This window comes from Agrobacterium sp. V1 (genome assembly GCF_030518355.1).
Taxonomy (GTDB): domain Bacteria; phylum Pseudomonadota; class Alphaproteobacteria; order Rhizobiales; family Rhizobiaceae; genus Agrobacterium; species Agrobacterium cucumeris.
In genome coordinates, this window is the sequence record NZ_JAULSF010000002.1 from 1 (window position 1) to 20,516 (window position 20,516).

The 20,516-nt window shown below is 60.1% G+C and carries 23 protein-coding genes; 16 read left to right on the top strand and 7 right to left on the bottom strand.

The window, feature by feature from the left end; translation table 11 throughout:
* The coding region (locus QSV77_RS14160; protein WP_302733959.1) for an ABC transporter ATP-binding protein at positions 1-954 on the top strand (954 nt) is incomplete at its 5' end.
* A gap of 153 nt (positions 955-1,107) precedes the next feature.
* Here QSV77_RS14160 and QSV77_RS14165 read toward each other — a convergent pair.
* Genes QSV77_RS14165 through accB form a run of 6 tightly spaced genes read right to left on the bottom strand, consistent with a single transcriptional unit; the run spans position 1,108 to position 5,898 of the window.
* Entirely contained in the window at positions 1,108-1,875 is a 768-nt protein-coding gene (locus QSV77_RS14165) for a 5-oxoprolinase subunit PxpA (RefSeq protein WP_302733960.1), read from the bottom strand.
* 25 nt (positions 1,876-1,900) lie between these two features.
* Entirely contained in the window at positions 1,901-2,899 is a 999-nt protein-coding gene (locus tag QSV77_RS14170; RefSeq protein WP_302733962.1) for a biotin-dependent carboxyltransferase family protein, read from the bottom strand.
* Positions 2,896-3,609 carry a 5-oxoprolinase subunit PxpB gene (gene pxpB, locus QSV77_RS14175; RefSeq protein ID WP_271361996.1) on the bottom strand — a complete coding sequence of 238 codons (714 nt, stop codon included), beginning with the start codon at positions 3,607-3,609 and terminating at the stop codon, positions 2,896-2,898. The genes QSV77_RS14170 and pxpB overlap by 4 nt, the downstream gene beginning before the upstream one ends.
* The gene (locus QSV77_RS14180; RefSeq protein WP_302733963.1) at positions 3,606-4,046 is read right to left on the bottom strand and encodes a biotin/lipoyl-containing protein; all 441 of its coding nucleotides are present in this window, start codon (positions 4,044-4,046) and stop codon (positions 3,606-3,608) included. Before QSV77_RS14180 ends, pxpB begins: the two co-directional genes overlap by 4 nt.
* Entirely contained in the window at positions 4,043-5,437 is a 1,395-nt protein-coding gene (gene accC, locus QSV77_RS14185; protein ID WP_302733965.1) for an acetyl-CoA carboxylase biotin carboxylase subunit, read from the bottom strand. The genes QSV77_RS14180 and accC overlap by 4 nt, the downstream gene beginning before the upstream one ends.
* Entirely contained in the window at positions 5,434-5,898 is a 465-nt protein-coding gene (gene accB, locus QSV77_RS14190) for an acetyl-CoA carboxylase biotin carboxyl carrier protein (protein WP_302733966.1), read from the bottom strand. The genes accC and accB overlap by 4 nt, the downstream gene beginning before the upstream one ends.
* 195 nt (positions 5,899-6,093) lie before the next feature.
* Here accB and QSV77_RS14195 point away from each other — a divergent pair, with 195 nt between their 5' ends.
* Positions 6,094-7,020, top strand: coding sequence for a DMT family transporter (locus tag QSV77_RS14195; RefSeq protein ID WP_302733967.1), 927 nt, complete (start codon positions 6,094-6,096; stop codon positions 7,018-7,020).
* On the opposite strand, the gene QSV77_RS14200 is transcribed toward QSV77_RS14195, so the two are convergent.
* Entirely contained in the window at positions 7,001-7,912 is a 912-nt protein-coding gene (locus QSV77_RS14200; RefSeq protein ID WP_302733968.1) for a DMT family transporter, read from the bottom strand. The genes QSV77_RS14195 and QSV77_RS14200 overlap by 20 nt on opposite strands.
* 197 nt (positions 7,913-8,109) lie before the next feature.
* Here QSV77_RS14200 and QSV77_RS14205 point away from each other — a divergent pair, with 197 nt between their 5' ends.
* The 14 genes from QSV77_RS14205 to QSV77_RS14270 all read left to right on the top strand — a co-directional run bounded on the left by QSV77_RS14205 (position 8,110) and on the right by QSV77_RS14270 (position 20,487).
* Positions 8,110-8,997, top strand: coding sequence for a LysR family transcriptional regulator (locus QSV77_RS14205; RefSeq protein WP_302733969.1), 888 nt, complete (start codon positions 8,110-8,112; stop codon positions 8,995-8,997).
* Positions 8,998-9,091: 94 nt separating this feature from the next.
* Positions 9,092-10,045, top strand: coding sequence for a tripartite tricarboxylate transporter substrate binding protein (locus tag QSV77_RS14210; RefSeq protein ID WP_302733970.1), 954 nt, complete (start codon positions 9,092-9,094; stop codon positions 10,043-10,045).
* A 96-nt stretch (positions 10,046-10,141) separates the two neighbouring features.
* Positions 10,142-10,810 carry a 4-carboxy-4-hydroxy-2-oxoadipate aldolase/oxaloacetate decarboxylase gene (locus tag QSV77_RS14215; protein WP_137087095.1) on the top strand — a complete coding sequence of 223 codons (669 nt, stop codon included), beginning with the start codon at positions 10,142-10,144 and terminating at the stop codon, positions 10,808-10,810.
* Positions 10,811-10,882: 72 nt separating this feature from the next.
* Positions 10,883-11,335, top strand: a complete 453-nt coding sequence (locus QSV77_RS14220) for a tripartite tricarboxylate transporter TctB family protein (RefSeq protein ID WP_302733971.1) — start codon at positions 10,883-10,885, stop codon at positions 11,333-11,335.
* The gene (locus QSV77_RS14225) at positions 11,332-12,843 is read left to right on the top strand and encodes a tripartite tricarboxylate transporter permease (protein ID WP_302733972.1); all 1,512 of its coding nucleotides are present in this window, start codon (positions 11,332-11,334) and stop codon (positions 12,841-12,843) included. The genes QSV77_RS14220 and QSV77_RS14225 overlap by 4 nt, the downstream gene beginning before the upstream one ends.
* A gap of 42 nt (positions 12,844-12,885) precedes the next feature.
* Positions 12,886-13,872, top strand: coding sequence for a D-erythronate dehydrogenase (denD, locus tag QSV77_RS14230; RefSeq protein ID WP_302733973.1), 987 nt, complete (start codon positions 12,886-12,888; stop codon positions 13,870-13,872).
* Entirely contained in the window at positions 13,869-14,624 is a 756-nt protein-coding gene (locus tag QSV77_RS14235; RefSeq protein WP_302733974.1) for an SDR family oxidoreductase, read from the top strand. Before denD ends, QSV77_RS14235 begins: the two co-directional genes overlap by 4 nt.
* 9 nt (positions 14,625-14,633) lie before the next feature.
* The gene (locus QSV77_RS14240; protein ID WP_302733975.1) at positions 14,634-15,569 is read left to right on the top strand and encodes a 2-hydroxyacid dehydrogenase; all 936 of its coding nucleotides are present in this window, start codon (positions 14,634-14,636) and stop codon (positions 15,567-15,569) included.
* Positions 15,570-15,751: 182 nt separating this feature from the next.
* The gene (locus QSV77_RS14245; RefSeq protein WP_302733976.1) at positions 15,752-16,570 is read left to right on the top strand and encodes an SDR family oxidoreductase; all 819 of its coding nucleotides are present in this window, start codon (positions 15,752-15,754) and stop codon (positions 16,568-16,570) included.
* Positions 16,567-17,274, top strand: a complete 708-nt coding sequence (locus QSV77_RS14250) for an amino acid ABC transporter permease (RefSeq protein WP_080819611.1) — start codon at positions 16,567-16,569, stop codon at positions 17,272-17,274. Before QSV77_RS14245 ends, QSV77_RS14250 begins: the two co-directional genes overlap by 4 nt.
* Positions 17,271-18,029, top strand: coding sequence for an amino acid ABC transporter permease (locus tag QSV77_RS14255; protein ID WP_135396999.1), 759 nt, complete (start codon positions 17,271-17,273; stop codon positions 18,027-18,029). Before QSV77_RS14250 ends, QSV77_RS14255 begins: the two co-directional genes overlap by 4 nt.
* On the top strand, positions 18,026-18,790 hold the full coding sequence (locus QSV77_RS14260; RefSeq protein ID WP_142841661.1) for an amino acid ABC transporter ATP-binding protein: 765 nt from the start codon (positions 18,026-18,028) through the stop codon (positions 18,788-18,790). The genes QSV77_RS14255 and QSV77_RS14260 overlap by 4 nt, the downstream gene beginning before the upstream one ends.
* 91 nt (positions 18,791-18,881) lie before the next feature.
* The gene (locus QSV77_RS14265; RefSeq protein ID WP_080819608.1) at positions 18,882-19,718 is read left to right on the top strand and encodes an ABC transporter substrate-binding protein; all 837 of its coding nucleotides are present in this window, start codon (positions 18,882-18,884) and stop codon (positions 19,716-19,718) included.
* A 94-nt stretch (positions 19,719-19,812) separates the two neighbouring features.
* Positions 19,813-20,487 carry a 4-carboxy-4-hydroxy-2-oxoadipate aldolase/oxaloacetate decarboxylase gene (locus tag QSV77_RS14270; RefSeq protein WP_302733981.1) on the top strand — a complete coding sequence of 225 codons (675 nt, stop codon included), beginning with the start codon at positions 19,813-19,815 and terminating at the stop codon, positions 20,485-20,487.
* The last annotated feature ends 29 nt before the right edge of the window (positions 20,488-20,516 follow it).

Consider the following 20,516-nt stretch of genomic DNA (forward strand, 5'->3'; position numbering starts at 1 on the left):
ATGATTGCGGGGCTTGTCGATCCCACCTCGGGTGAAATCGTGGTCGGCGGCAAGCCGACCACGCGCACCCCGGTTCACCGCCGCAACGTTGGCATGCTCTTCCAGAACTATGCCTTGTTTCCCCATATGACCGTTGCCGAAAACGTTGCCTTCGGTCTCGAGATGCGGGGTATCTCCAAGTCCGACCGGGAAGGGCGCGTTAAACAGGCGCTCGATCTCGTTCAGCTGCACGCCTTCGGAGACCGGCTGCCGGCGCAGCTCTCCGGCGGCCAGCAGCAGCGTGTGGCGCTGGCCCGTGCCCTGGTGATCGAACCTTCCATGCTGCTTCTCGACGAGCCGCTTGGTGCGCTCGACAAGGGCCTGAGGGAAAGCATGCAGGTCGAAATCCGCAGCCTGCAGCAGCGACTTGGTCTCACCACCATCATGGTAACCCACGATCAGGACGAGGCCCTGACCATGGCGGACCAGATTGCCGTGATGCGGGATGGTAATCTCGAGCAGATCGCACCGGCCGGCGAAATCTACCAGAAGCCGCTGACACGCTTCGTCGCCGGTTTCATCGGCGCCTCAAACTTCTTCGAGGCAATGGTGGAGGAACGTCGCGGCCGATCCGCGCGGCTCGTAACCGGTTCTGGTGTCCGGCTTGATGTGGATGATATGGGTGCCGTGCAGGGCGACAAGGTCGTCGTCACTGTTCGACCCGAGGCCGTTTCGGTTTCGCCTCTTGCGGCCGATTCCGCTGAAAGCCCCGGCAATTCCACCACGGCGCGGGTGGAGCAGGTCGTCTATCGCGGTTTCATGCTGCATTACTATCTGCGCCTCGACAATGGCGAGCCAGTGATCGCTTACCGGCAGACCCAGACGGAAGGTTTCACCAATGCCGTCAGCGCCGCCGGTGACCGGGTGAGACTGAGCTGGACGAGCGACAGCAACCACGTGATCCAGCTGAATTGATGGTTCTGTGGCCGGGGCGCTCATGCGGCCCGGCTTGCGGTGGACGCAAATCTATGCCGTAATTAGATAGCCGGCAAAGTTATGGCACCGCGCTCCTGAATGGAATGCGGTGCCGTAACTTTCGGTATGTCAGAATATGAGGCGTGCCGCGCTTCAGGCGGTCACTTCGCGAGCCGGCGCGACGCTGCCGCCGCAGGCTTCCACTTCGTTGCGCACCGTGCGGGCAAGCTCCAGCGAGCCGGGTGTGTCGCTGTGAACAAGAATCGATCGGGCACGAACGGGAATGATTTCGCCCTCGATGGTCGTGACCGTGCCTTTTTCCAGAAACTGGCGCACCCTCGCACGAACTTTTCCCTCTTCCTTGATGACGGAATTGGGCAGCTTGCGTGGCACGAGCTGGCCCTTCACATCGTAGGCGCGGTCGGCGAGGAAGAGATTGAGCACTTTCAGCCCGCAATCCAGCGCCGCCTTTTCGATCAGCATGTCCGGCATCGAAAAGACGATGAGATCGGGATCGACAGCCTTGATCTTTTTCATGATCCGTTCTGCAAGGGCGGCGTCACGATTGATCATGTTGCCCATGGCGGCATGGAAGCTGATATGGGAGAGCGCGACATCCTGCGCCCTGGCAATCGCCGAAAGCGCGCCGAGCTGGTAGAGAACCTGCTGTTCCATTTCTTCCGCATCGACGGGAATTTCGCGGCGGCCGAAGCCGAGACGATCGGCGAGGCCGGGATGCGCGCCGATACCGACGCCGTTCTGTTTGGCAAGACGCACCATGCGCGCCATCATTTCCGGATCGCCGGCATGGAAGCCGCAGGCGATATTCGCCGAAGAGACGACTTCCATAAGCTTCTCGTCGTCGCAGACCTTATAGACGCCAAAACCTTCGCCCATATCGGAATTAACATCGATCTTCATGGTTCCCTCTCCTTGTTCTTCAGGATTATCGTTTTGTCAGCGTGCCGAGTGCGGCGGTAACCAGCGGCAGGGTTCTGCGGATATCTGCGAAATAGGCGTCGATCGCCTTTTCGACCTCCAGCGCCTCGCGTACCGTTGCCTGCACGAAGCGGATGCGGCTGCCGATGCGGGCCTGGCCAAGCCGCCATAGATCGCTGTCGATGATGCCGGCCATCTTGGGATAACCGCCAGCCGTGTTGGCGTCGCTCATCTGGATGATCGGCTCGCCACTTGGCGGCACCTGAACCACGCCCGGGATGACGCCATAGGAACGTAGTTCCACGGGAGCCGAAAGGGTCAGCGGTGTTCCGGCCAGCCGGTAACCGGTGCGGTCGCTCTGTGAGGTGATTTTCCAGGCTTCCGACCAGAAACGTTCGGCGCTGTCGCCGAAAAGATCATGTTCGGCGGCTGGAATGGCTCTCAGCAGCAATTCGCCGGTGTCGGACACCGGAAACATGTCCGGCATCGCTTCTGCAAGCGGCGTAAGGCCCAGGCCGCTTGCAGGCAAAGCGAGTGACTCGGATGGCAGAACGGGCAGCCTGTCGCCGGTGGTGAGATGCCGTCCTTCGTGACCGCCGAAGGAGCCGCGAAGAGAAGTGCTGCGCGATCCCATCACCACGGGAACGTCGATGCCGCCCTGAAGGCAGAGATAGGCCCGCGCATTTTTCAGCGGGGTCGAAAACTCGAGGACTTGACCCTTTCCGGCCCGCACACACCAGTAAGGCGGCAGATCTGCGCCATCGAGCCGTGCAGCGCAATCCGCACCGGTTACCGCGAAGGTCAGCGCCTCTTCGAATTCGATGCGGAAAGGAAAGGTCTGGATTTCAATCGCCGCGGCGTCTTCGCCGTTCCCGGCGAGAAGATTGCCGACCCTGAGCGCAATCGGGTCCATCGCGCCCGTGGCGGTGATGCCGATATTGCGGTAACCCGCGCGGCCGAGATCCTGCACGGTGTTCAGCGGTCCGCAGGCAAGAACATGGATCATAGTTCGATCCTTTCGGGAAGGAAGCGAACGCGATCGCCGGGCGCCAGCACCGCCGGCTGTTCGGCCGTGGCATCAAACATGGTGATTTCGGTGAAACCCAGCGAGTTCCAGCCATTTGGCCCGGTCAGAACCGAGATGCCGGACTGCATGCCGCCGATCGTCACCATGCCCTTCAACATGCGAAGCGATGGGACTTTCTTGCGCGGCATGAAAATGCGCGGATCGAGGCCGCCGAGATAACCGAAGCCCGGTGCGCTGCCGACGGCGAAAACCGTATAGGTGCGCTCGAAGTGCAGACGCACGACCTCCTTGTCCGGCAGGCCGGAATAATCGCAGATCGCCGCAAGGTCGATGGCGTGTTCGCCGCCATAGGTCGTCGGCACCTCGATGGTCTTGCCGAGAAGATCGAGTTCCGCGGTTCTTTGCCAGATGTCGAGAAGCTCGTCCTGCAAGCGCCCGGCATCTTCAGGCGTGCCGCGCAGCACGATCAGCAGATTGGTCATGCCGGGTATGAGTTCCAGCACCTCCGGGCGATCTTTTAGCGCGCGCGTCAGCGCCCAGATGCGCCGCTGGGCGGGAAGGTCCAGCTCGCCGGGCGCTTCGATCAGAAACGTCCTGTTGCCGATCATCGAGATTTTCGGCAAGCCCAGATGGGCAGGGGTGAGGTGAGGCGTTTTCAGCGGGAGGTTGCTCATCGACGTCACCATCATGTTTCGGTCTTGAGAAGGGTGGAGCCATAGCCGACAAGCGTGCCGGTTTCCGCCACGATTTCGCTGACGGTGCCGGCTTTTTCGGCGATGACCGGAACAAGCACGAGGCCTGCCGTCACGAAGGCGACGATTTCACCTTTCACTACGGATTGTCCTGCCTGAACCACCCGGTCTGGGCGCTGCGGATGGGCGGGTGTGAAGATGCCAGCCATCGGAGCGCGGGCGAGAATATCCCCCGTCTTTACCGGCGCTTTGTTCGTTTCAATGGGCCGCAGCGCGGCAGGGGTCTGATCGCCTGCCATGCCAACGATCTTCAGTGACCCATCGGGGGTCTCGATCTCGATGGCGGAGACGTTGTTGCGCTCGAGGTGAGCGGCAAGATCGGCAATCGTGCCGGGCTTGCTGTAGCGGGATATGGAAACAGGCTGTCGCTTCACTGGGCACTCCGCGCTGCAAGCCAATGTTCTAGGTAATGAATATCCGTGCCGCCTTCGGAGAAGGCCGGGTCCTGCAATATTTCCCGATGCAGCGGCAGGTTGGTGGAAACACCTTCGATGCGCATTTCGCCAAGCGCGCGGCGCATGCGCAGGATCGCCTGTTCGCGCGTCGGTGCGTGGACGATGAGCTTGGCGATCAGAGAATCATAATGGGCGGAAACCCTGTAACCCGCCGTCACGTGTGTATCGACTCGTACGCCGGGGCCGCCCGGCAGGTGAAGGGCCGTTATCAAACCGGGGCAGGGAATGAAATTATAGGGGTCTTCGGCATTGATGCGGCATTCGATCGAATGCCCTTCGCAGGTGATGTCTTCCTGCGAAATCTCGAGCGGATGGCCAAGAGCGACGAGAAGCTGCTGGCGCACCAGATCCACGCCTGAGGTCATTTCCGTGACCGGATGTTCGACCTGCAGGCGGGTATTCATCTCGATGAAGTAAAACTCGCCGTTTTCATAAAGAAACTCGAAAGTGCCGACCCCGCGATAACCGATCTGGCGGCAGGCGTCGACGCAGCGATTGCCGACGAAAGCCGCGACATCCGGCGGGATGCCGATGGCAGGGCCTTCTTCAACGACCTTCTGGTGCCGGCGCTGCATCGAGCAGTCGCGCAGCCCCACCCAGACGCCGCCGCCCTGGCCATCGCAGAGAACCTGAATTTCGACATGACGCGGATGTTCGAGGAATTTCTCGATATAGAGTTCCGGCGTTCCGAAAGCACGGCTTGCTTCCTCGCGGGTGACGAGAACGGCATCCTGAAGGGCGGAAGCCTCTCGAACGACGCGCATGCCGCGCCCACCGCCGCCGCCGGCCGCCTTGACGATGACGGGATAACCGATGTCGGCGGCGATTTTCGCAACTTCCACGGCGTCATCCGGCAGGGCGGAATCAGGGCCGGGAACGCAGGGCACGCCGGCCTCCATCATCGCCCGCTTCGCTGCGATCTTGTCGCCCATGGTGCGAATGGCGTCGGCGCGTGGGCCGATGAAGACGGCTCCCGCCGCCTCCACGGCCTCCGAAAAAGACGCTCTTTCGGATAGAAAACCATAACCGGGGTGAACCGCGCCAGCGCCGGTCAGCTCCATTGCGAGCAATATGGCTGGCGCGTTGAGATAGCTCTGGCCGGGAGAGGCCGGGCCGATGCAGATGGCGATATCGGCCGCCTTCAGATAATCCGCATCCTTATCGGCTTCCGAATAGACCATGACGGTCTTCAGGCCGAGTTCGCCGCAGGCGCGCTGCACGCGCAGTGCGATCTCGCCGCGATTGGCGATAAGGACGCTGTCGAATGTTCTTTGTTCGGCCGTTGCCTTTGGGAGTGACGCGTTCATCATTCGAACTCCAGCACCGGCTGTCCGAGTTCGACATCTTCGCCGTCATTGGCGAGAAATCTGGCAATCCTGCCGCTGCGTTCGGCTCTCACGGTGTTGAACACCTTCATTGCTTCGATAATGAAGAGTTCCTGTCCATGCCTGACCTCATCGCCGGCTTCGACAAAAGGCGGCGTGCCGGGGCTTGGCGCGCGATGGAAAAGACCGAATGAGGGCGCTGCGACGATGCCGGATAGTACCGGAGCGGCGACGGTGGAGGCCGGCGCCTGTTCTTCGGCGCGCGGTGTCTCGGATGCTGTTTGCGCCACCGGAACAGGCCGGGGCTGCGGGGATGGCGATTGCAGTGAAACGGCGCTGTTTTCACGAATGATCCGGACCGTGGTTCCCTCCTGGCTCACGGTCAATTCGGACACTCGCGAAGAGCCGACAAACTCGATCAGTTTCTTGATCTTTTCCAGATCCATATTGGTTTCCAACGTCTTTTTGTATCCCCACGGCGGCGGGCAAACGGAGCGAAATCCGCAGCCTGTCCATCAGCAATAGCTACCATGTGGGCAGCATTAATGGGGTCAGACGAAGTTCCTATGGACACTGCTTTGCGGTTTGATATCCGGCCTTTGCGTGGTGAAACGGTTCAAAGACGTCCGAAGGAACGAACCATGGAACCCCGCAAAGGCATTCTCCTTAAAATCTCCGCGGCACTTGCGCTGGTGTTGATGGGCGCCTGTATCAGCGGTCTCAAGGGCGAGATCCCCATCGGTCAGGTCGTCTTTTTCAGGTCGGCGGTGGCCATGCTGCCGCTTTGTCTGTGGATGGCTTCGCAGGGCGGTTTCCGGAGGCAGGTGGCCACAAGCCACATTGGCGGGCATCTGGTGCGGAGTTTCTCCGGCACCGGTGGCATGGTTTTCAGCTATCTGGCGCTGGCCTATATTCCGCTCGCCGATGCTACGGCCATCAGCTACGCGACACCGCTCTTCACGGTCATTCTGGCGATGCTGCTTTTGAAGGAAGTCGTCAGGATGTATCGCTGGACCGCGGTGGTCTTCGGGCTTTGCGGCATCGTGCTGATCCTGTCGCCACATTTTTCCTTCGATGTTGCGGATATCACTTCTGGCACCCGTATTGCCATGCTCGGCGGTCTTTTTGGGCTCGCCGCGGCTTTTTTCTCCGCAATATCGATGATCCAGATCCGGCATCTGACGCAGACGGAAAATACCGGCGCGATCATCTTCTATTTCACCCTGCTCACCACCGTCATCGGATTTGCGAGCATCGGGATGGGCTGGACAATGCCGACCGCGTGGCAATGGGCACTGCTGATCGGCACCGGTCTCATCGGCGGAACCGCGCAGATATTGGTAACGCTCAGCCTGCGCTATGCGGAGGCGTCGCTGCTGGCGCCGTTCGACTACACGACGATGATCTGGGCGCTGTTGATTGGGTACACCTTCATGGATCAGGTGCCGGCGCTCACCACCATTATGGGAGCGTCGATCGTGGTTGCTGCCGGCTTGTTCACGTTATGGCGGGAAAGGCGGCTGCATAAAAAGCGTATCACCGATGAGCTTACGCTCTCGGCTCCCTGATGGGTTGTTTCGCCAGCCGGCTTTCGCGCCACATGGCGAACAGTCCGGCAGCAATGACTGTCAGTGCGCCGACGATGGTTGCGCCAGTCGGAACTTCGGCCATGAAGAGATAACCGAGGGCGATCGCCCAGATCATCGTCGTATAATCGAACGGCGCCAGCAGCGAGGCCTGGGCATGCCGCAGGCTGAGCGTCATGGTAATCTGGCCAATGCCGCCGGCGAGACCGCTGCCGGCGAGCAGCAGGAACTGGTGAAAATCCGGCATTTTCCATCCAAATATGATCGTGGTGAAGCCGGCGACAACTCCCGTCAGCGTATAGATGAGCACGATGCGCGACGGCTTTTCGATACTGTTCAGGTGGCGGACAGCGATGGAGGAAAAGGCGGCACAAAGCGCACCGGTCAGTGCCAGTGCGGTTCCGATCATTGCAACGCCGTCGATCCGGCCTGATGCGGTATCCAAGACCAGATTGGGTGATAAGGTGATAAAGACGCCGATGAAGCCGGTGAGCACGGCGGACCAGCGGTAAACCCGCACCTTTTCGCGCAAGAGCAGCGCTGCCAGCATGATGGTGAAAAGCGGCGTCGTGTAGCTCAGCACGGTCACATTCACCAGCGGCAGATAAGCGAGCGCCAGAAAGCCGAAGAACATCCCGCCAAGCCCGGCCGAGCTGCCCGCGAGCAGGCTGCCGATGTTTTTCCGGGCCGGGATGGTTATCCGCTCGGACGATGCGATGAACCAGAGACAGAGGGGAATGAGGGCAAAAAATCCCCGACAGAAAACGACTTCGCCCACCGGGATCGCCCCGTCGAGGCCCTTCACACAGGCGGACATGACTGTGAATGCCAGCATGGCCGTCAGCTTGAGCAAAATACCGGTCTTAGGATCCATCCCGCTCCCCATCGCAGCTAGGACCGTGTCATGGGGAAGAAGCGGAGAAAAGCCTTAGCCGGCTGTCATAAGAATCTTGTCTTACCCCATCACTTGCCCATTGCCCACCTTTCGCGGAAAAGGGCTTTTTGCCCTAGGTCACGGCGGCAATTTGGTGTCATGATCACCTCTTGAACCGGCGGGAGGTGGAAGCGGGCATGTTGGATTTGCGCAGGCTGCGATATCTGGTCGCGATTGCCGATTGCGGCTCAATGTCGGCTGCGGCGCGGCAATTGGGGATCGCCCAGCCGGCGCTCAGCCACCACATCACGGAACTGGAGCGGCTGGTGGGTTTTCCCGTGCTGCACCGGCTGGCGCGCGGCGTGAAGGCGACGGAGAAGGGTGAAGTGCTTCTCGCCCATGCCCGCGAGATCACCGAGAAGGTAAGGCAGGCGGAGGCGGAAATTCGCGCCATGGCCTATCTGGACGAGCGGGTGATCCGGCTGAGCCTCATCCCTTCCTGGGCCACGGCCTTTGCGCCAAGCATCATCAGCGAAGTTGCCGCTTCGATGCCCAAGGTTTCGCTGCGGCTGATAGAGGCACGCAATGATGAATCGCTACGACTCATTCGTCTTGGCAAGGTGGATATGGCGGTTGCGCTTGTCGGTGCGGAAGAGAAGGCCGACGATCTCATCGTCAAGGAGAGCTTGTTTGCAGTCTCCTCAAGGCCACTCGGCCGGTCGATGCCGCTTGAGGCTGCGGCTAAGCTCAATCTGATCCTGCCGCCGAGGGATAATCCGCTGCGCGCATCGATAGACGAGGCCGCTACCCGCGCCGGTATTGGCCTGAATGTGACGATGGAGATAGACGGGCAGGATACGATCAAACGTGCCGTCGGCGCCGGCATCGGTGCGACGATCCTGTCATGGAATTCGGTTCAGCAGGAGCACGAGGCCGGCCAGCTTCAGGCCGCGCATATAACCTATCCGGTTATTTATCGTTCCATCCATCTGCTGAAGGGCAGGGAGGTGGATGAGCGCACCTTCAGGCTGTTTCGGGACCTGCTGCGGTCGGTCGCAAGGCGCGAACCTTCTTTCAACCCATAAAAGATTTGTATGGGTAGTTTGAAAACTCGGTATTTGTGTTGTTGATGGCTTGTTCCTAGCCTCCCCGGTGAAAGCGTATCGGGGAGGAAAAGATATGCGTTTGAAGACATCTCTGTTTGGCATGCTGGCGGCTGCGGGAATCCTTGCTGCGGGAGGGGCGGCTGCGGAATATCCGGAGAGGCCGGTGACGCTGGTCATCGGTTATCCGGCCGGCGGCGGCACCGATATCCAGTCGCGGGCGCTGGTGCCTTATCTTGAAAAATATCTCGGCACATCGGTCGTGGTGGAAAACCGCGAAGGTGCCGGCGGGCTGATCGGCGCAACCTATATCGCCAATGCCAAGCCTGATGGTTACACCATCGGCGCGCTGAATTTTCCGTCCATGTATTCGCCGATCGTGCAGGGCAACGCCAGCTACAAGGAGGATGCCTTCACACCGCTCGCAAACCAGATCGGCGGTGATCTGGCGCTGACGGTCAACAAGGTGTCGCCGATCAAGACCGCCAGGGAGTTCGTCGAGGCGGCCAAGGCTAACCCGGTCGTCGTCGGCGTGACCGGCATCGGTCATCCCAGTCAGATCACTGCTCTGCTGTTTGAGGATGCGGCGGGCGTGAAGCTCAACTTCGTACCCTTCAATGGCGGCGGACCGGCAAGGCTCGCCATGCTTGGCAACCACGTCACGCTCGGTTTCATGAACCTCAACGAGGTTTTTGCCGACAATCGTTCCGGCGCACTTCGTGTACTGGCCACATCAGGTACCGAGCGCTCGCCGCTGTCGCCTGACGTGCCGACCTTCAAGGAAGCCGGCTACGATGTTCAGTTCAGCCTGCTTGCCGGTTTCGGTGCGCCGAAAGGTCTGCCGGCGGATGTGGAGGCAAAGTTGGTCGATGCCTTCCAGAAGGCGCTGAAGGATCCGGATTATCTTGCCGACGCCAAGAAGCGCGAACTGACCACGCTGCCGCTGACCCAGGCCGAATTTGCCGAGGCGCTCAAGAAGGGCAACGCCAATCTGGCCGAGCTCTGGAAAAGCAAGCCCTGGACGAAATAAGCGGCCGGTACCGACCGCTTCTCTCACCCCTAATCAAAATGACGCTTGGGCCGCGTTTGGTCCGGGCATGACCCACTGTTGAAAGGAACCCGGCCAATGGCCCATGTCATCCGCAATTTCCAGCGCCCTTCCAAGGCCGATGTCGAGGCGATCAGCAAGTTCAGCCCCGCCACCATTCATGAGGCGCAGGGCAAGCTCGGCGCTCTCGATTATCGTATCAAGCCGATCAAACCCGGCCTGAAAATCTGCGGCCCGGCGATCACCGCGAAATGCCATATCGGCGACAATCTGATGATTTTCGAAGCCATCAATCTGGCAAAGCCCGGTGATGTGCTGGTCATCGATGGCGGTGACAATCCCAATCAGGGGGGCTTTGGCGATGTGCTGGCTGCCGCCTGCATCGGCAAGGGCATTGTCGGCTTCGTGGTCAGCGCCGCCGTGCGTGATGGCAAGGGGCTGCGCGAGATCGGCTTCCCCGTGTTTTCGCTCGGCCTTTGCATGAAGGGCACCTCCAAGGACACGCTCGGCACCATCAACCATCCGGTGGTGGTGGGAGGCGAATTGATCAGCCCCGGCGATATCGTCTGCGGTGATGATGACGGCGTTGTCGTCGTTCGCGAGAGCGATATCCCGAAACTCGTCAAGGCCTGCCGGGAGCGTGACGATCACGAGAACCACATGATGGAACTGCACCGTCAGGGCAAGATGGATATCGAGGATCGCTACGAAATGATGCGCTCGAAGGGATGTGTCTGGGCCGACTGAGCCAGCAATCCGGCATCTGAATACGCCGTGTCGGGAGGTGCGGCGTATTCTCAGTGTGGAGGGGAGATAATCATGGCCGAACACGGTTCGAAACTGACGGCGAATATTCTGTCCGGGGCTTTCTTTCTGGTGGCTGCCGCCGGGCTTTATTACGGCGCGCGGCCGCTGAGCATGGGCACTAATTTCCAGCCCGGACCCGGCTATATGCCGACGGTCATCGCGGCTTTGATGTTCGCACTCGGCATCGCGCTGCTTTTGCAGGATTTACTGGGAAAGACACCGTCCGAAGCCTGGGTGACGCCGAAAATGCGTCCGTTTCTGGCGGTCGCCGGCATTGTCGGTTTTGCGCTGCTGATCGAGCCATTGGGCTTCATTGCCGCCGCTTTCGTGCTGATCGTGCTCGCCTGCATCGCCTATGGCAGGATCCGGCCGGTTGAAGTTCTGCTGCTTTCGGCGGTGCTCATCCTTGCCTGCATCCTCATTTTCGTTGTCGGTCTCGGACAGAGGATACCGCTGCTGCCATGACCGATCTTCTTTCCAATATCGTTCTCGGTTTCGGTGTGGCCGTCACGCCGGTAAACCTTTTCTACTGCCTGCTTGGCGTCACACTCGGCACGATGATCGGCATCCTGCCGGGCATCGGCCCTTCCGCCACCGTCGCGCTGCTTCTGCCCATCACCTATACGATGCCGGATACGGCGGCGCTGATCATGCTCGCGGGCATTTTTTATGGCGCGCAATATGGCGGCTCGACAACGGCGATTCTCGTCAACCTGCCGGGCGAATCCTCGTCCGTCGTCACCTGCATCGATGGTTATGCAATGGCCCGGCAGGGCAGGGCGGGTGTGGCGCTGGCCACGGCGGCGCTCGGGTCGTTTTTTGCCGGCACGGTGGCGACGGTCTTGATCGTCGTTGTCGCAAAGCCGCTTTCTGCCGTTGCGCTCGCCTTCGGGCCGGCCGATTATTTCAGTCTCGTGATCTTCGGGTTGCTGTTTGCCGTGTTCCTGTCGAGCGGATCACCGGTCAAGGCGGTCGGCATGGTCGCCTTCGGTATCGCCCTCAGCCTCGTCGGCATAGATCCGACTTCCGGCGAGCAAAGGTTTACCTTCGGCATGGCGGAACTGTTCGACGGCATCGATTTCGTGGTGCTTGCCATCGGGCTTCTCGGAGTCAGCGAAATTCTCTTCAACCTGCAGCAGGGCGTGGAGCGGGATGCAGGGGCAGCAAAGACCGGATCGCTGATGCCGACCCGGCAGGATTTCAAACAGGCCTTTCCCGCCGTGTTGCGCGGTACCGCGCTCGGCTCCTTCCTCGGCGTGCTGCCCGGTGGTGGTGCGATCATGAGTTCGTTCGCGAGTTATGCGCTGGAACGCAAGATCGCCAAGGATCCGTCCCGGTTTGGCAAGGGCGCAATCGAAGGGCTGGCGGGGCCGGAAAGCGCCAATAATGCCGGCGCGCAGACCTCCTTCATTCCACTTCTGACGCTCGGCATTCCCGCCAACGGGCTGATGGCGCTGATGGTAGGCGCGATGATGATCCAGGGCATTACACCGGGACCTGAAGTCATGCAGTCGCGGCCAGACCTTTTCTGGGGGCTGATCGCCAGCATGTGGGTGGGCAATCTGCTGCTTCTGGTGTTGAACCTGCCGCTGATTGGCATCTGGGTTCGCCTTCTCGGCATTCCCTACCGGTTTTTGTGCCCCGCCATTTTGATGTTCTGCGCCATCGGCGCCTATGGCCTGTCTTACAGCGTCGTCGATGTTCTGTTCTGCGCGGTCTTCGGCATCGTCGGCTTCTTCCTGCGCAAGATTGGCTGTGAGCCGGCACCTCTGGTGCTGGGCTTCGTGCTTGGTCCGCTTCTGGAACAGAACATGCGCCTCGGGCTGCTGATCTCGCAGGGAAGCTTTTCGACATTCGTCACCCATCCGATCAGCGCCACCTTGCTCGCTTTGTCTGCCATCGTCGTCATCATGATGGCGATGCCGGCGATCATGCGCCGCCGCGAAGTGGTGTTTCAGGGTGACGACGACTGACAATCAATCGAGCCGGCAATGCCGGTCAATCAAAGGTGAACCATGCATATTCTGATAATCGGCGCGGCCGGAATGATCGGCCGTAAATTGACGCAACGCCTTACCGCGGACGGAACACTTGGCGGTGTGAAGATCAGCCAAATGACGCTGACGGACGTTTTCGAGCCGGTTGCGCCGAAAGGCTTCGGCGGCACGGTGACCCTCGAACGCAGCGATCTGTCAAACGCCGGCGTAGCCGAAAAGCTGATCGCAAAACGGCCGGATGTGATCTTCAATCTCGCCGCCGTGGTTTCGGGCGAGGCGGAGGCCGATTTCGAGAAGGGCTATCGCATCAATCTCGATGGCGGACGTTCGCTGTTCGAAGCCATTCGTCTGGAGCATCAGAAGGACGGATACCGGCCGCGCGCGGTGTTCTGCTCGTCGCTCGCCGTGTTCGGCTCGCCATTCCCGAAGGTGATCGGCGATGAGTTTCTGACGGCTCCGCTGACCAGCTACGGTACGCAGAAGGCGATCGTGGAGCTTTTGCTCGCGGATTATAGCCGCCGTGGTTTCTTCGATGGCGTCAGCATCCGCTTGCCCACCATCTGCATCCGCCCCGGCAAGCCGAACGCGGCCGCCTCCGGCTTCTTCTCCAATATCCTGCGCGAACCGCTGGTGGGCCAGCAAGCGGTGCTGCCCGTTGCCGATACCGTGCGCCACTGGTTCGCCAGCCCGCGTTCGGCCGTCGCCTTCCTACTGCGCGCCGCGACCGTCGATCTTTCCGGGCTTGGCGTTCGTCGCAATCTCATCATGCCGGGGCTTTCGGCCACGGTTGCCGACGAGATCGAGGCTCTGCGTGCCTTCGCTGGGGAAAAGGCTGTGGCGCTTATCAAGCGTGTTCCCGACGAGCGGATCATCCGGATCGTCGACGGCTGGGCCGAGGATTACGATCCGCAGCTCGCTCTGTCCCTCGGCTTCCGGGCGGAAACATCCTTTGCCGAAATCATTCAGGCGCATGTGGAAGATGAACTGGAAGGGAAAACAGCATGAGTGGGGGAAAGATCGCGCTCGTCACGGGTGGAGGAACAGGCGTCGGCAAGGCGATTGCCGAGGCGCTTCTGGAAGATGGTTACAGCGTTGCGATCACGGGGCGGCGGCGTGAGATTCTGGACGCCGCTGTCGGCGAATGGCGCGAACATCGAGACCGCGTTCTGGCCGTCGCGGCCGATATTTCCGTTCCGGCCGATGTCGAACGGCTGTTCGCCGAGGTCACCGGTCGTTTCGGCCGTCTCGATCTTCTGGTCAACAACGCCGGCATGTCGGCACCGGCGGTCCATATCGAAGACGTGCCGTTCGAAACCTGGAACGCGGTGGTCGGGGCCAACCTCACTGGCGCTTTCCTCTGCACGCAGGCGGCGTTTCACCAGATGAAGGCGCAGTCACCACAGGGCGGGCGCATCATCAATAATGGCTCGATTTCGGCCACCACGCCGCGTCCGAGGTCCGCACCTTACACCTCGACCAAGCACGCCATTTCCGGGCTTACAAAATCCGCCGCTCTGGACGGTCGGGCGTTCAACATCGCCTGCGGGCAGATCGATATCGGTAATGCCAGCACCGAGATGACCCGCGCCATGGCGACCGGCGTGTTGCAGGCGGATGGCAGCACCGCCATTGAGCCGACCATCGACGCCGGCATCGTCGCCAAGGCCGTGGTGCACATGGCCTCGCTGCCACTTGAGGCGAATGTGCTGACTATGACCGTGATGGCGAGCGGCATGCCTTTTGTCGGTCGCGGGTAAGGAGTGCGCATGAAGCCCGATCTTCTGCAAACCTATCCGCTCCAGCCGCAGATCGAGGCGGAGCTGCAAAAACGCTTCCGGGTCCATCGCTGGCACGAAATATCCGACAAGCAGGCATTTTTGCAGGCGGAGGCGGCTTCGACAAAGGCTGTCGTTACCGGCGGCCATATCGGGGTCGCACCTGAACTCGCTGCCTGCCTGCCCGCTCTTGAAATCGTCGCGATCAATGGCGTCGGCTTCGACAAGGTCGATCTCGATCAGGCCCGCGCACGCGGCTTCAGGGTGACGAACACACCGGATGTGCTGACCGAAGATGTGGCCGATCTTGCCATCGGTCTTTGTGTCATGCTGCTGCGCCAACTCGTCAATGCGGACCACCATGTCCGCTCCGGCGCATGGAAAAGAAGCGAGATGCCGCTCGGCAACAAGGCCTCGCGGCGGCGTTACGGCATTTACGGGCTTGGCCGTATAGGTCGTGCCATTGCGGTACGGTTGGAGGCTTTTAATGCGGAAATCTCCTATTTCAGCCGACAGAAGCAGGACGTGGCCTATGAATATCATTCGACAGCGGTGTCACTCGCGAGTGCGTGCGATGTCCTGATCGTCGCAGCGGCGGCGACGTCGGAGACGAAACATGTCGTCAACCGAGAGGTGCTGGAGGCGCTGGGGCCGGACGGGGCCCTCATCAATGTCGCCAGAGGATCGCTCGTCGATGAAAAGGCGCTGGTCGATATTCTCATGGCGGGTGGGTTGAAAGGTGCGGCGCTCGATGTCTTCGAGAACGAACCGCATGTTCCCGAGGCACTGTTCGGCATGCGCAATGTGGTTCTCACACCACATATCGGCGCTGCGACCCATGAAACGCGGCTGGAAATGGGCGCTCTGGTTCTCGCCAATCTGGACGCTCATTTTGCGGGGAAAGATTTGCCGACGCCGGTCGTCTAGGCGATTTCGCCGCTTGGGGCGATGGCGCGGCGGTTGTGCCTTTTCGCCGGCCGGACTGATGCAGTGTCGAAAGTAGCGCTCGCATCCATCATCCATACAAGTTGCTTATTACTCCAAAAAAAATCGGTCTTAGGCAAGCGATGAAAGCTTCACTAATGTTTGGTCAACGATAGGGGACAAACATGCCATTCTCAGACTACAAGACCGCACTCGTGACCGGCGCATCTTCCGGAATTGGCGCCGCTGTTGTCGAGCGCCTTTGCCGTGAGGGGCTGGAAGTCCATGCGGTTGCCAGAAGTGCGGATGCTCTTAATCAGTTGGCGAAGCGCACGGGCTGCTTTGCCCACGTCATTGATGTGACGGACCGGCCGGCGCTTGCGAAGCTCACCAGTGAGGTTGCATTCGATGTCCTCGTCAACAATGCCGGCGTCGATCGTCCGAAGAAGTTTCTGGAGGCGGATGAAAGCGATATCGATCTGCTGATCGACGTCAACCTGCGCGCCGTGCTGCATCTGTGCCGCATGGTAGTACCGGGCATGGTGGCGCGCGATCGTGGCCATGTCATCAACATCTCTTCCATCGCCGGCAATTACAATTTCGGCGGCAACTCCATCTATCATGCCAGCAAGGCGGGCGTGGCGATGCTGTCCAACCAGCTGCGCATCGATGCTTTCGGCAAACGCGTGCGGGTAACGGAAATCTGCCCCGGCCGCGTCGCAACCGATATCTTCAACCATGTGCATGGAAATGATCCGAGCATTCGCGAACGTTTCATCGATGGTTTCGAGTTGCCGCAGGCATCCGATATCGCCGATGCGATTGCCTTTGCCATCGCCGCGCCCGTGGCCATGAATATCGGCCACATGGAAATTACCCCGACGCTTCAGGTCATGGGCGGGCTGCAGACTGCCAAGCCACAGACTATTGAAAGTCGGCCGATTGAAAATCGACCGGCTGAAAATAAGGCCGCGGCGGGCGGAGCCGGAGGAAAAGTCGCGTGAGCGGTTTTGACCTCTGGGCAATCCTGAGCAATGCGGACTACGTCTCGATGCTTTTGCATGGCATCCAGATGACGTTCATCATCTATGCCGGCTCATGGCTGCTCGCCATGTCGCTGGCCATTGTGCTGCTTGCCATTCGCCTGTCACCTTTCCGCTTCGGTGATCCGCTGGTGGCGGCCTATGTTTCCTATCACCGCAACGTGCCGACACTCGTGCAGCTGATGCTGTGGTATTTCGGCGTCTTCACGCTGCTGCCAAGCGGATTGGCCAACTGGCTTTCCAGCCACAATGCGGAAGCGATCTTCGCCATTATCGGTCTTGGCCTCTGTCAGGCAGCCTATTTCAGCGAAGATCTGCGCTCCGGCGTGCGTTCTATCAATCCCGGCCAGATGGAAGCGGCGCGTGCGCTCGGGCATAGCTATGTCTCGGCGATGCGTTTCGTCATCATGCCGCAGGGCGTTCGCAACGCACTGCCGCCGCTGATCAACCACAGTACCTCGCTGTTCAAGAACAGCAGCCTTGGTGTCCTGATCGGCGCACCGGAGCTCACCCATGCGGTCAAGGAAGTCGAAAATCTCAGCTTCCGGACGTTTGAAGTCTATCTCGTCGCCACCGTGCTTTATCTGTTCTTCTCGCTGCTGATCATGGGTCTCGGAGCCTATATCTCCATGCGTGCTGATCCACTGCGGAGGGCACGGGCATGATCCATGACATGATCGCAATCGTGCAGGATTACTGGCTGCTTCTGCTGATTGGCCAATATCCCAACGGGCCGCTGGGCGGCCTTGCCAACACGCTCATCCTGTCGGCGCTCAGTATCGCGCTCGCCTTTCCCGTCAGCATCCTGATGGCGCTGGCGCGGCTGTCGAAATGGCGGCTCCTGCGCTGGCCAGTCACCGCCGTGGTGTATTTTACCCGTGGCGTTCCGCTGCTGATGCTCATCCTCTGGAGCTATTTTCTCGTTCCGCTGTGGACCGGGGCGGATGTGCCGAGCTTCGTTACCATGCTGGCGACGCTCGTCATCTATCAGGGCGCTTTCATGAGCGAGGTTGTGCGCGCTGGCATCGTATCGCTTGGGGCCGGACAGATGGATGCGGCGCGGGCGCTGGGGCACGGATATTTCAGCGCGATGCGCTATATCATCCTGCCGCAGGCGCTCTACAACATGATCCCGAGCCTCATTTCGACGTTCGTGTCCACCATCAAGGATACGACGCTTGGTTATGTCATCAATGTGCCGGACCTGACTTTTGCGGCGAACCAGGTGAACAACCAGCTCCTGACCCAGCCTTTCCAGGTCTTTCTCATTCTGGCGCTGGTTTATTACATCATCTGCTGGTCGCTCACCCATGTCGCCAATCTTCTCGAGCGGCGTATCGCCCGCCGGCGGGCAGGCCCGCGCGGCAAGCTCGCGGCAGACGCACCGGCCCCCGCCAATATCGTTACGGAGCAGCTATGACCGCGCCAGTTTCCGCCACTCAGGAATACACCATCACGCTTTCGCAGGTCTGCAAAAGCTACGGCGATTATCAGGTGCTCAAGGATGTCAACGAAAACGTCACCCGTGGCGAAGTCGTTGTCATCTGCGGGCCGTCGGGCTCCGGCAAGTCCACGCTCATCCGCACGATCAACCGTCTGGAGGAGATCAGCAGCGGCTCGATCATGCTGGATGGCAGGAACATCCATGCCCAGATGCGCGCAAAGGAGCTGAATGCCCTGCGCAGCCGGGTGGGTTTCGTCTTCCAAAGCTTCAACCTCTTCCCGCATCTTTCAGTGGTCGAGAATGTCTCCATGTCGCCGATCCGGGTGAAGGGCGTTTCTCCGGCTGTTGCCCATGACAAGGCGCTGAAGCTTCTTGATCGCGTTGGCCTGGCCGACAAGGCCAGCTCCTACCCGGCCCAGCTCTCCGGCGGCCAGCAGCAGCGCGTTGCCATCGCGCGGGCGCTTGCCATGGAACCGCCGGTAATGTTGTTCGACGAACCGACGTCTGCGCTCGACCCGGAAATGGTCGGCGAAGTGCTCGCTGTCATGAAGAGCCTCGCTGCCGAAGGCATGACAATGCTCTGCGTCACCCATGAAATGGGCTTTGCCCGTGAAGTGGCTGACCGCATCTGGTTCATCGACGCCGGGCGCATTCTCGAGACTGCCAAACCGGACGAGTTTTTCAAAAATCCGCAACACCCGCGTGCCCAGCGTTTTCTCGCTGATCTCAGGCACTAGGGCGAGCTGGCGACAAATATGAGCGGTTTCGCAAAAATCCGCTCCGGACTGAATTACCAACCCAACCTCTATAATAACAGGGAGAACTGAAATGAACTGGAAGACAATTACGCTTACCGCTGCGCTTGCGACCTCTGCCGCGGTCCTGCCGGCCAAGGCCGACCAGCTCGACACGATCATGGCGAACAAGACGTTGCGTTGTGCCACTTTCGCCGACGTGCCGCCTTTCGCCTCGCCGGATCCGAAGACGCGCGAAATGGCGGGCTTCGACGTTGACCTTTGCGGCGCCATCGCCAAGGAACTCGGCGTCAAGGCCGAGGTCAAGCCGGTGTCGGTCGAAGCGCGCGTCCCCGAAGTCAAGCTTGGCCGCGTCGACCTCTCGGTCGCCAACCTTGCCTATACCCAAAGCCGTGCAGAACAGATCCAGTTCAGCGACCCTTATTACCTGGCTAAGGAAATGCTGATCGTTCCGGTCGATGACCCCGGCACCAAGAAGTCCGATTTTGTCGGCCAGCGCATCGCGTCCAGCAAGGGCTCGACATCGGAACTCTCCGTCAAGCTCAACAAGTCCGAGCCGCTGACGTTCCAGGATACGGCGTCCGCCTATCTTGCCGTTCAGCAGGGCAAGGCGCGTGGCATCGTCGGAAATACCATGACGATGACCAAGTTCGTCAACGAATCCAAGACCAAGGGCAAGCAGATGCGGATGATCGAAGAGCCGATGCTCTTCCAGCCTATCGGCATTGGCATGGCCAAGGACAATCCGGCGCTGACCGCCAAGATCAACGAAATTCTCCGCAAGCTCGATGCGGATGGCGAGATCAATCGCATCTGGGACAAGTGGCTTGGCCCGAACACCGAATACAAAATGACGCGCACTGACAAGGTTGTGCCTCTGTCCGAACTGAAGTTCGATCCGATCCCCTGAGCTTCGGCTTAGCTTCAGTCATCATTCCATCCATTCAACACCATCACCGGTCGGCGAGACGTTCTCGCCGACGGTTTCAACGTGGGAGGTTTTCATGATCCACATTAAAGATATCGCGCAGCGTCCGGCCACGGCCGATGTCGAGGCCCTTGCCAAATTCTCTCCTGCGACGATCCATGAGGCGCAGGGGCGTCGTGGCGCATTGTCTTCGCGGCTGAAGCCGGTCGACTATCGCATGAAGCTCTGCGGCCCGGCCTTCACGGTCAAATGTGCGCCGCGCGACAACATCATGCTGCAGCTCGCCATCAACTACGCCAAGCCGGGTGACATCATTGTCGTTTCCGCCGGTGAATATGAAGAAGCGGGTTCCTTCGGCGATGTGCTCGCCAATGCCTGCCTTGCAAAAGGCATTGGCGGTCTGGTGACCGACACCGGCGTGCGCGACACGCTGCAGCTGCGAGATCTCGGCTTTCCCGTCTTCTCGCTTAGCGTCTGCATCAAGGGCACGGTCAAGGAGACCATTGCCGCGGTCAACGATCAGGTGATCGTCGGCGGCGAAATCATCAATCCGGGCGATATCATCGTCGGTGATGCTGATGGTCTTGTCGTCGTCCGACGCGAAGAAGCGCAGGAATCGGCGAAGCTTTCGCAGGCCCGCGAAGATGCCGAGGCCGGTTACATCGAAGCCTACAAGCAGGGCAAATCGGTGATCGAGGTCAGCAAGCTCGAGGCTGTGCTGAAAGCCAAGGGCCTCGTGGTCGATATCTGAGACAAATCCAGGGAAATGGCCTGGCGGCA

Bases quoted from the DNA above. Each gene is read 5' to 3' on its own strand.
- QSV77_RS14265 (WP_080819608.1), top strand. From the start codon at position 18,882: ATGAACTGGAAGACAATTACGCTTACCGCTGCGCTTGCGACCTCTGCC.
- pxpB (WP_271361996.1), bottom strand. From the start codon at position 3,609: ATGATGGTGACGTCGATGAGCAACCTCCCGCTGAAAACGCCTCACCTC.
- QSV77_RS14240 (WP_302733975.1), top strand. From the start codon at position 14,634: ATGAAGCCCGATCTTCTGCAAACCTATCCGCTCCAGCCGCAGATCGAG.
- QSV77_RS14255 (WP_135396999.1), top strand. From the start codon at position 17,271: ATGATCCATGACATGATCGCAATCGTGCAGGATTACTGGCTGCTTCTG.
- accB (WP_302733966.1), bottom strand. From the start codon at position 5,898: ATGGATCTGGAAAAGATCAAGAAACTGATCGAGTTTGTCGGCTCTTCG.
- QSV77_RS14225 (WP_302733972.1), top strand. From the start codon at position 11,332: ATGACCGATCTTCTTTCCAATATCGTTCTCGGTTTCGGTGTGGCCGTC.
- QSV77_RS14165 (WP_302733960.1), bottom strand. From the start codon at position 1,875: ATGAAGATCGATGTTAATTCCGATATGGGCGAAGGTTTTGGCGTCTAT.
- QSV77_RS14200 (WP_302733968.1), bottom strand. From the start codon at position 7,912: ATGGATCCTAAGACCGGTATTTTGCTCAAGCTGACGGCCATGCTGGCA.
- QSV77_RS14270 (WP_302733981.1), top strand. From the start codon at position 19,813: ATGATCCACATTAAAGATATCGCGCAGCGTCCGGCCACGGCCGATGTC.
- QSV77_RS14205 (WP_302733969.1), top strand. From the start codon at position 8,110: ATGTTGGATTTGCGCAGGCTGCGATATCTGGTCGCGATTGCCGATTGC.
- denD (WP_302733973.1), top strand. From the start codon at position 12,886: ATGCATATTCTGATAATCGGCGCGGCCGGAATGATCGGCCGTAAATTG.
- accC (WP_302733965.1), bottom strand. From the start codon at position 5,437: ATGATGAACGCGTCACTCCCAAAGGCAACGGCCGAACAAAGAACATTC.
- QSV77_RS14210 (WP_302733970.1), top strand. From the start codon at position 9,092: ATGCGTTTGAAGACATCTCTGTTTGGCATGCTGGCGGCTGCGGGAATC.
- QSV77_RS14215 (WP_137087095.1), top strand. From the start codon at position 10,142: ATGGCCCATGTCATCCGCAATTTCCAGCGCCCTTCCAAGGCCGATGTC.
- QSV77_RS14195 (WP_302733967.1), top strand. From the start codon at position 6,094: ATGGAACCCCGCAAAGGCATTCTCCTTAAAATCTCCGCGGCACTTGCG.
- QSV77_RS14220 (WP_302733971.1), top strand. From the start codon at position 10,883: ATGGCCGAACACGGTTCGAAACTGACGGCGAATATTCTGTCCGGGGCT.
- QSV77_RS14170 (WP_302733962.1), bottom strand. From the start codon at position 2,899: ATGATCCATGTTCTTGCCTGCGGACCGCTGAACACCGTGCAGGATCTC.
- QSV77_RS14245 (WP_302733976.1), top strand. From the start codon at position 15,752: ATGCCATTCTCAGACTACAAGACCGCACTCGTGACCGGCGCATCTTCC.
- QSV77_RS14260 (WP_142841661.1), top strand. From the start codon at position 18,026: ATGACCGCGCCAGTTTCCGCCACTCAGGAATACACCATCACGCTTTCG.
- QSV77_RS14235 (WP_302733974.1), top strand. From the start codon at position 13,869: ATGAGTGGGGGAAAGATCGCGCTCGTCACGGGTGGAGGAACAGGCGTC.